This window comes from Ruminococcus sp. CAG:330, assembly GCF_000437175.1.
In the GTDB taxonomy this organism is placed as follows: Bacteria; Bacillota; Clostridia; order Oscillospirales; family Ruminococcaceae; genus Ruminococcus_C.
Genome location: NZ_FR898082.1, coordinates 39426 through 48627, shown reverse-complemented (window position 1 = coordinate 48627; position 9202 = coordinate 39426). Strand labels below are relative to the sequence as shown.

At 57.2% G+C, this 9202-nt stretch carries 9 protein-coding genes; all 9 read left to right on the top strand.

Features of this window, described 5'->3' with window-relative positions; all coding sequences use genetic code 11:
- On the top strand, positions 1–323 hold a 323-nt coding region (locus tag QZL66_RS09430; protein ID WP_293602192.1), incomplete at its 5' end, for an exodeoxyribonuclease VII large subunit.
- Positions 324–349: 26 nt separating this feature from the next.
- Positions 350–565 (top strand): exodeoxyribonuclease VII small subunit, encoded by a 216-nt coding sequence (gene xseB, locus QZL66_RS09425; RefSeq protein ID WP_022411467.1) that lies wholly within the window; start codon positions 350–352, stop codon positions 563–565.
- On the top strand, positions 549–1442 hold the full coding sequence (locus QZL66_RS09420) for a polyprenyl synthetase family protein (protein ID WP_022411466.1): 894 nt from the start codon (positions 549–551) through the stop codon (positions 1440–1442). Before xseB ends, QZL66_RS09420 begins: the two co-directional genes overlap by 17 nt.
- 93 nt (positions 1443–1535) lie before the next feature.
- On the top strand, positions 1536–3440 hold the full coding sequence (gene dxs, locus QZL66_RS09415; RefSeq protein ID WP_293602190.1) for a 1-deoxy-D-xylulose-5-phosphate synthase: 1905 nt from the start codon (positions 1536–1538) through the stop codon (positions 3438–3440).
- Positions 3427–4224, top strand: coding sequence for a TlyA family RNA methyltransferase (locus tag QZL66_RS09410; protein ID WP_022411464.1), 798 nt, complete (start codon positions 3427–3429; stop codon positions 4222–4224). Before dxs ends, QZL66_RS09410 begins: the two co-directional genes overlap by 14 nt.
- A complete protein-coding gene (locus tag QZL66_RS09405; RefSeq protein ID WP_022411463.1) occupies positions 4221–5090 on the top strand; it encodes an NAD(+)/NADH kinase in 870 nt (289 codons plus the stop codon). Before QZL66_RS09410 ends, QZL66_RS09405 begins: the two co-directional genes overlap by 4 nt.
- 18 nt (positions 5091–5108) lie before the next feature.
- Complete coding sequence (locus QZL66_RS09400; RefSeq protein ID WP_022411462.1) at positions 5109–5555, top strand: arginine repressor; 447 nt, start codon at positions 5109–5111, stop codon at positions 5553–5555.
- Positions 5555–7249, top strand: a complete 1695-nt coding sequence (recN, locus tag QZL66_RS09395) for a DNA repair protein RecN (protein ID WP_022411461.1) — start codon at positions 5555–5557, stop codon at positions 7247–7249. The genes QZL66_RS09400 and recN overlap by 1 nt, the downstream gene beginning before the upstream one ends.
- Positions 7246–9099 (top strand): DNA helicase RecQ, encoded by a 1854-nt coding sequence (gene recQ / locus QZL66_RS09390; RefSeq protein ID WP_022411460.1) that lies wholly within the window; start codon positions 7246–7248, stop codon positions 9097–9099. Before recN ends, recQ begins: the two co-directional genes overlap by 4 nt.
- The last annotated feature ends 103 nt before the right edge of the window (positions 9100–9202 follow it).

Below are 9202 nucleotides of genomic sequence, written 5' to 3'. Positions count from 1 at the left end.
GCCAGCAGGAGCTGGAACGTCTTTGCGACCGGCTGCGCCTGCAATCTCCGGCACACCGGCAATCCATGGAACAGCAGGCGCTGGAACATCTGTACCGGCGCCTGGTGCGTGGCGGTGCGGCGGTGCTGGAACGGTACGAGAACCAGCTGCGGCAGCAGGCGGAAAAGCTGGAAATGCTCAGTCCGCTGAAAATTCTGGGGCGTGGCTATGCGCTGGTATATCAGGGAGAAGAACTGGTACGGCGTGCGGAACAGGTGCAGCCCGGAGATATCCTGCGGGTGCAGCTGGCAGAAGGTGAAATTACAGCTGAGGTGAAAGCGTAAGCGGACACCATTGGAGGAATACAGGCATGGCATTGGAAGAACAGATGAAACAATTGCGGGAGTTGACGCAGAAGCTGGAGCAGAGCAGTCTGCCTTTGGAAGAGGCAGTGCAGCTGTATGCACAGGGCATGGAACTGGCGGCAGCCTGCCAGAAGGAACTGGAACAGGCGAAGCTGCAGATCAGCAAACAGACCGTCCCGCTGCAAAAACAGGAGGATTCGGAAGATGAAACTGGAAAATAAACAGGAACTGGAACGTTTGGTACATCTCGTAGAAACCGGATTGGACGAGCGACTGCAAGTGACACCGGAGGTGGAACGGCAGAAGCGTGTTATCGCAGCAATGCAGTACTCGCTGGATGCCGGCGGCAAGCGGATTCGTCCGGTGCTGGTGCTGGAATTCTGCCGACTCTGCGGCGGAAGCGTGCAGCAGGCAATGGCAGCAGCCTGCGCCATTGAGATGATTCATACATTCTCGCTGATTCATGATGACCTGCCTGCCATGGACAACGACGATTTCCGGCGCGGCAAACCCTCTTGCCATAAGGCGTTTGATGAGGCAACGGCGATTCTGGCAGGCGATGCCCTCTCGGTACAGGCATTTCGTGTAATTGCAGAGGATCCGGTGCAGGACGATGCTGTCAAGGTGCAGCTGATGCAGATTCTGGCAGAGGCGACCAGTGCCGCCGGTATGATCGGCGGTCAGGTCATGGATATGGAATATGAGACACGGGATGATGTGACGCAGGCGGATCTGGAGGCAATGTGCGCTGCCAAGACGGGCGCACTGATTCGTGGGGCCTGCCGTCTGGGCTGTGTGGCAGCGGGTGCGCCGAAATCCGTGGTTGCGCTGGCAGATCAGTACGGCGCAAAGCTGGGACTTGCGTTCCAGATCGTGGACGATATTCTGGATGTGACCAGTACGACCGATGTTTTGGGAAAGCCGGTCGGCAGCGATGTCGAAGAGGGAAAGACGACGTTCGTCACACTGCTGGGACTGGAACGGGCACGGGAAGAAGCTGCCCGTCTGACACAGGAGGCGGAGGAACTGCTGCAGCAGTTCGTCGGTCATGAGTTCCTGCTGGATTTGACGGATTCCCTGTTGAATCGGGAAAAATAACAATAAGGAGGGGGACTTTTTGCCGTTTTGGCAGAAGGTCGGGCACAGATGCAGAAAAAACGAAGCACTGTTGCAGAAATGGAAAAAATGGATATGAAAAAAGTCCCGTTGCCGGAGAAATCTCTGCTGGAACAGCTGGATTTGCCGGGGGATTTGAAGAAGCTGGATATGGCGCAGTGTCAGGAACTGTGTCAGGAGATTCGGAATCTGCTGATCGAAACAGTTTCCAAGACCGGCGGACATTTGGCTTCGAATCTGGGAGCAGTGGAGCTGACGGTGGCAATGCACCGTGTTTTCACTTCTCCGGAAGATAAATTTGTATGGGATGTTGGGCACCAGTGTTACACGCACAAGATTCTGACAGGCCGGCTGAATGCGTTCTCTACGCTTCGGCAGGAGGACGGAATTTCCGGATTTCCAAAGCCTTCGGAATCGGAGCACGATGTCTTTATCAGCGGGCACAGCAGCACGGCAATCTCCGTGGCAAACGGCATTGCCGAGGGCATGCGTCTGCAGGGGGATCGGGAGCACTTCGCCATTGCAGTCATCGGAGACGGCGCAATGACCGGCGGGCTGGCGTATGAGGGAATGAACAATGCCGGAAAATCCGGCAACAATCTGATCGTTATTCTCAACGACAACGACATGTCGATTTCCAAAAACGTCGGCTCTCTGGCACGGTATCTCTCATCGATTCGTGGCAGCGAGGGCTATGTGCGCACAAAAAAGGCGGTGGAACGCCGCTTGAACCAGACGGCAGTCATCGGCCCGTCGGTGGCGAAAGTCATCAAGAACTCCAAGAGTGTGGTGCGGGAGGCGCTGCTGCACTCTGCTACCCTGTTCGAGGACTTCGGCTTCGTCTACCTTGGACCGGTGGACGGTCACGATCAGGGTGCTATTGAAGAGGTGCTTCTGGCGGCAAAGCAGTATCACCGGCCGGTGTTCATTCACCTCAACACTGTCAAGGGCAAGGGATATCCGCCGGCGGAACAGAATCCGGGAGAGTATCACGGCATCTCAAAGTTTGACATTGAGACCGGCAATCCGGAGGTGTCCGGCAAGGACTCCTATTCCAGCGTATTTGGGCAGGAGCTGACCCACCTGGCAGTCAGGGACAGCCGGATCTGCGCCATCACGGCAGCCATGGAAAGCGGCACAGGACTGCACTATTTTGCGAAGGAATTTCCGAAGCGTTATTTTGACGTGGGGATTGCCGAGCAGTATGCGGTTACATTTTCGGCAGCGCTTGCCTCTACGGGACAGCTGCCGGTGTTTGCCGTGTACTCGTCATTTCTCCAGCGTGCCTATGACCAGTTGATGCACGATGTGGCGATCGGCGGACTGCACGTGGTGCTGGGCGTTGACCGTGCCGGTGTTGTGGGCGAGGATGGCGAAACGCACCACGGCTTGTACGACGTTTCCTATCTCGCCACAGTGCCAAATACAACGATCTATGCACCGGCATGTTATGACGAGCTGCGGCTCTGTCTGCGGCGGGCGCTGTATCGGGACAAGGGACTTGCCTGTGTGCGGTATCCCCGCGGGGCGGACAACAGCGTCTTTGACAAGTCTGCGCTGAACACCGAGTACACCCACGTGTCCGGGCAGCGGACAGACGTGCTGTGTATTTCCTACGGCAGAATCTACGACAACCTGTATCAGGCGAGCCGGCGTGCCAAGGAAGCCGGAATGCCCTGCGATCTGCTCAAGCTGACACGGATTTTTCCGCTGTCGGATGCTGTGGTGGAATTGGCATCTACTTATCAGCACGTGCTCTTCCTGGAGGAGGCGTACTATTACGGCGGTATTTCCCAGATCTTCGGGGATGCGCTGATGCAGCACGGATTCCACGGCAGCTATCGGCGTGTCGCTCCGAAGGAGTATCTGGCGCATGCGTCCATGGCATCGCAAATCGAAAAAATGCAGCTCTCTGCGGATGCTATTTTCCGGCACATCCAGCAGATCTATCAGGAGGAACAGGGCGATGGCGAGACTTGATATCTGGCTCTCCAAACATGGCATGGCACCCAGCCGGCAGCGTGCGCAGGGACTCATCCGAAACGGACAGATTTTCGTCAACGGTGTCGTCTGTACCAAGCCGGCGTATGGAGTGGCGGAGGGCGACCAGGTGACCATGGAGGGGGAAGATCTGCCCTTCGTGGGACGTGGCGGTCTGAAGCTGGAACATGCAGTGCAGGCAGCCGGATTGCAGCTGGATGGCCTGGTCTGTATGGACATTGGCGCATCCACCGGCGGTTTCACAGACTGTATGCTCCAGCACGGGGCACGGCGTGTCTATGCGGTGGACGTGGGGCACGGTCAGCTGGCGGAATCCCTGCGGCAGGATTCCCGTGTGGTAAACTGGGAGGGAACGGATATCCGCAGCGTCACACCGGCGCAGCTGCCGGAGCCAGTCGACTTTTTTTCCGTCGATGTTTCTTTTATCTCTCTGACCCATGTGCTGCCGTCTGCGGCAGCATTTCTGGCGCACGGCGGAAAAGCGGCGATTCTCATCAAGCCTCAGTTTGAGGCGGGACGGGAGAACATCGGGAAAAACGGTCTGGTCACCTCGCCGCGTGTCCATCAGAATGTGCTGGTGAATACGCTGGCGCTGCTGCACCAGCTGGAACTGGAAGTGCAGTTGCTGTGTCCCTCCCCCATTCGGGGCGGAACCGGCAATGCTGAGTACCTCGCCGTGGCGGAAAAAGGCGGAACACCGGCGGAGATTCCTGACCTTGCTGCCGTCGTGCAGGCGGCGCTGGCGAAGGAGGGACGGAAATGAAGGTCGTGTTATTTCACCATTTGCAGAACAAAAGCGCTGCATCGGTGGCACAGGATGTGTGCAACGCACTGTACCGGAATGGCATTGCCGTCTGGGCAGACCCGTGCTGCCGGAAGCTGCTAAGCGGCCTGCCATTTGTCTGCTATGCGCCGTTTTTGGAGGCAGTGCAGAGTGCTGATGTTGCCATTGCCATTGGCGGAGACGGCACCATTTTACACTGCGCCCGCCATGTGGTGGGAACAAAGGCGATGCTGCTCGGCATCAATACCGGACGGCTCGGTTTTCTGGCATCCATGGAGCCGGATCAGATCGGCGAAGTGGCACGGCTTCAGACGGGGGACTATCGAGTTTCCCGCAGAATGCTGCTCAAGGGCAGACTGTTACAGCCGGACGGCACCTGTAAGCGGGAATTTCTGGCGCTGAATGACATCGTCATTTCCCGTAATTTTTCCCGTGTCATCGAGTTCACAGTCTCCCGCAATAACGTGGTGCTTGGCAACTATCGGGCGGACGGGCTGATTTTCAGCACGCCGACAGGCTCTACCGCTTATGCCCTCTCTGCCGGCGGGCCGATCATCGAGCCGGAGTTTCCCTGCATCGAGATGACGCTCATCTGTCCCCACTCCCTCTCTGCCCGTCCCATCTTGTTTTCGCCCCACAATGAATTGCAGGTGTCGTGTCGGGTACGGGAAGACCACGATGTCTATCTCTGTGCAGATGGGGAAAAACCGGTGGAATTTCGGGAGGAGGAGACACTGGAAATTTCCGGTGCTTCAGAGATGCTGGGAATTTTGGATCTGAGCGGAAACACCTTTTTCGATTCCCTCAGCCGAAAACTGATGCAGTCCCTGAAAGATGGAAAATAGCATGTCTGGAGGTTTGTCATGAAAAAGGAACGGCAGGACGCAATCTTGTCTTTGATCGCACGGGAAGAGATCCCGACGCAGGAGCTGCTGCGGGAGAGAGTCGCAGCCATGGGATTCGAGGTGACGCAGGCGACGCTCTCACGGGACATTCGGGAGCTGCATCTGGTCAAGCAGCGACGCAGCGGAAAGCGTGCCTGCTATACAGCACCGGTGATCCAGGAGGGCACCAGCGGTATTTTTCAGGACGCCGTGCTCCGCACCGATTATGCCGGACACATGGCGGTGATTCACTGCCGCTCCGGCATGGCGCAGGCGGTGGCAGTGGCGCTGGATTCCGTGAAGCGTGAGGGTGTTGTTGGAACGATTGCCGGAGATGATACGGTGTTCGTTCTGCTCCGGACGGAAACGCTGGCACGGGAGTTTGCGCTGTTCTTTGGATCATCGGCAGGAAAGGGAGGCTTTTGATGTTAGCAGAACTGGAAATCGAAAATCTGGCAGTCATCGCCCACGCCCGTATTCCGTTTTCGCCCCATCTGAACGTGTTCACCGGGGAGACCGGTGCCGGAAAATCCATCCTGATCCATGGCATTCATGCCGTACTGGGGCAGCGTGTGACCAGAGATATCGTGCGGACCGGCTGCAAAAAAGCGGTCATTACGGCGCTGTTTACCAAGCTCTCTCCGGCGGTCTGCGCCAAGCTGGATGCGCTTTCCATCTCCCACGAGGACGACGAGCTGCTGCTGACACGGGAGATCGCAGCGGACGGCGGAAGTGCAGCACGGGTCAATGGATATACCACTACGGTTTCCGTGCTGCGGGAGATCGGCAGCACGCTGATCAACATCCACGGACAGCATGACAATCAGGTGCTGCTCTCGCCGGAATGCCATCTTCAAATTCTGGACGCTTTTGGCGGAGATGACACACGGCTGCACCGGTATCAGGAGAGCTTTCGTGCATTGCAGCAGACGGCGAAACGCCTGAACCACCTGGGAAAGCTGGAACAGGAGAAGGCGCACCGCCGGCAGTATCTGCGACAGCTGGTGCAGGATGTGGAGGACTTGGGGCTGGAAGCCGGAGAGGAATCCGCATTGGAGGAGGAACTGGAATTGCTCCAGCATGTGGGCGGGATTTCCAGTGCGCTTCAGAATGCGGAGGAACTGCTCAGCGGTGAGGAGTCCGGCGGAACTGCGGTGGATCGCACCGAGGAGGCAGCGGAGGAACTGTCCGCCATTGCCGAGCTGCGCAGCGATTTCTCCGCACTGTATGAGCGTCTGAACACCGTGCGCATTGAGGTGGAGGACATCGCTGCGGAGTGCCGGAATCTGCGGGAACAGCTGGATATGGATCCGGCACGGTACGCGCAGGTCACGAAACGGTTACAGGAAATCCGTGCGCTGGGCAAGCAGTATCAGTGCACGGGGGATGAACTGATGCAGCAGTATCAGCAGGCGGAGGAAGAGCTTCAGCAGATGCAGAGCGATGCAGCGGAAATTGAGGCGCTGCGGGAGGAAAAGAAGCAGCTGCTGGAGCAGGTGTCCACGCAGGCAAAGGAGCTCTCAGAGTACCGTGCGCAGCTGCTGGAGCGTTTTGCTGCACAGGTGACAGAACAGCTGGCATTCCTGAATATGCCCAATGTGGTGCTGACCGGAAAGCACACTATGGGAAAGCTGACCATTCACGGTATGGACAACCTGGAATTTCTGATTTCCGCCAACCGTGGGGAAGAGCCACGCCCGCTGGCACGCATTGCCTCCGGCGGTGAACTGTCCCGCATCATGCTGGCGCTGAAGTGCGTCATCGCCGATCGGGACAGCATCCCCACGCTGATTTTCGATGAGATCGACACCGGTGTCAGCGGAAAAGCGGCTCAGAAGATCGGAATGAAACTCCGTGAGGTGGGACAGCTGCGGCAGGTGCTCTGCGTGACGCACCTCTCGCAGATCGCAGTGATGGCGGATCATCATCTGATGATCGAAAAGCAGACGGACTGCGGCAGAACGGAAACACATGTCATGCCGCTGACCGAGGAGGGGCGTATTCGTGAGATCGCCCGAATCATGGGCGGCGAGAATCCCAGCGAACTTCTGCTGCGGTCGGCACAGGAGGAGCTGGAACGGTGGCATCCGCTGCCGAAGGAAGGAGCGCAGGAATTGTGAGAACACCGGAGGCGCTGCTGCAGCAGTATTTTGGACATCGGGAGTTCCGCAGCGGACAGAAGCAGGCAATCGATGCCATTTTGCAGGGGCGGGATGTGCTGGCGATCATGCCCACTGGTGCCGGAAAATCCGTGTGCTATCAGATTTCCGCCATGCTCCTGCCGGGGCTGACAATCGTCATTTCTCCGCTGATCTCTCTGATGAAAGATCAGGTGGAGGCGCTGCATCAGGTGGGGATTCCGGCGGCGTACCTCAACAGTACCATCTCGCCCGCACAGTTTGCCGATACGATGATCGGAGTGCGGAACGGACAGTACCGGATTCTGTATGCTGCACCGGAGCGCCTGATGACGGAGCATTTTCTTGCGCTGACAGCAGAGGTTCCGGTTTCCATGGTGGCGGTGGATGAGGCACACTGTGTTTCCCAGTGGGGACAGGATTTCCGGCAGAGCTATCTGGACATCGTGCCGTTTGTGGAGCAGCTGCCGGTTCGTCCGGTCTGCTGTGCGTTCACTGCCACGGCGACTCAGCAGGTCGAGACGGATATTGCCGCGCTGCTGCACCTGCAAAATCCGGTGTCGGTAAAGACAGGGTTTGACCGGAAGAATCTGTTTTTCGGTGTGCGCCAGCCACAGAAGAAAATGGACGAGGTCATTCAGATTCTCACGGAAAATGTCGGAAAAAGCGGAATCATCTATTGTTCCACCCGAAAAGCCGTGGAGGACGTCTGCAATGCTTTGCGTGAGAAAGGATATCCTGCCACACGATACCACGCCGGACTTGTTGAAAAAGAGCGCTCCGCCAATCAGGAGGATTTTCTCTATGACCGCCAGACGATTATGGTGGCGACCAACGCCTTTGGCATGGGAATCGACAAGTCCAACGTGTCTTTTGTCATTCACTACCAGATGCCCATGGATCTGGAGAGTTACTATCAGGAGGCTGGGCGTGCCGGACGAGATGGAGAACCGGCGCAGTGCATCCTGCTGTACAGCGGACGGGATGTCCGCACCAATCAGTTTTTGCTGGAACGGGGAAAGGAAAATGCCGAGATTGAGGAGGCATCGCTGCGGGAATCCCTCCTGCAAAAGGGGGAGGAACGGCTCCGGCAGATGACATTTTACGCCACCTCCACCAGCTGTCTGCGGCGGCGGATGCTGCAATATTTCGGCGAAAAAGCGCCGGAGACCTGTGGGAACTGTTCCTGCTGTCTGACCAACTATCGGGAGGAGGACGTCACGCTGGAGGCAAAAAAAATCATCTCCTGCGTATATCGTGGGCAAAAAGCGGGCTATCACCTGAGCCGCACCATGACCGCCGATATCCTCATCGGCAGCAAAAAAGAATCCATTTTGCGGATGCGGCTGGACAAGCTCTCCACCTACGGCATCATCGAAAAAATGACACGGCGGCAGGTGGCACAGCTGATCGACGAACTGGTGGAGATGGAGTGTCTGGCGCTGCGGCCGTTTCAGGAGTTTTCGGAGCTTGTCCTGACCAGCGGTTCGGCTGCGGTGATTCGGGGCGAAAAACAGGTGTCGCACCGTGTGCCCATTGTGCAGAAGAAGCGCATCTCCATGGGAAGCAGCGACGATTCCGTATCGTCGGAGGAACAGGGACTGTTTCAGAAGCTGCGGGAGCTGCGAACGGAATTCGCCAGAGCGGAGGGTGTTCCTGCATACATCATTTTTACAGATGCCTCGCTGCGGGATATGTGCCGCAAAAAGCCCCGTACCATGGGAGAGCTGCGGCAGGTGTCCGGCGTAGGTATCGTCAAAAGCCAGAAGTACGGCAAGGATTTTTTGCATGCCATCGCTGCATGGCAGGCGGAACATCCGGAGGAATCTTGAACAACCTGAAAAGCTGAATGTCAGCGGAACATGGTTCCGCTGATTTTTTTGTGCCATATTTTCCAGCAGAACTGCATAAGCTGAAACAGGCTCTAAGAGATGT

What these genes read in the sequence shown, in the direction of transcription:
- xseB (WP_022411467.1), top strand. Translation starts at nt 350, where the DNA reads ATGGCATTGGAAGAACAGATGAAACAATTGCGGGAGTTGACGCAGAAG.
- QZL66_RS09420 (WP_022411466.1), top strand. Translation starts at nt 549, where the DNA reads ATGAAACTGGAAAATAAACAGGAACTGGAACGTTTGGTACATCTCGTA.
- dxs (WP_293602190.1), top strand. Translation starts at nt 1,536, where the DNA reads ATGAAAAAAGTCCCGTTGCCGGAGAAATCTCTGCTGGAACAGCTGGAT.
- QZL66_RS09410 (WP_022411464.1), top strand. Translation starts at nt 3,427, where the DNA reads ATGGCGAGACTTGATATCTGGCTCTCCAAACATGGCATGGCACCCAGC.
- QZL66_RS09405 (WP_022411463.1), top strand. Translation starts at nt 4,221, where the DNA reads ATGAAGGTCGTGTTATTTCACCATTTGCAGAACAAAAGCGCTGCATCG.
- QZL66_RS09400 (WP_022411462.1), top strand. Translation starts at nt 5,109, where the DNA reads ATGAAAAAGGAACGGCAGGACGCAATCTTGTCTTTGATCGCACGGGAA.
- recN (WP_022411461.1), top strand. Translation starts at nt 5,555, where the DNA reads ATGTTAGCAGAACTGGAAATCGAAAATCTGGCAGTCATCGCCCACGCC.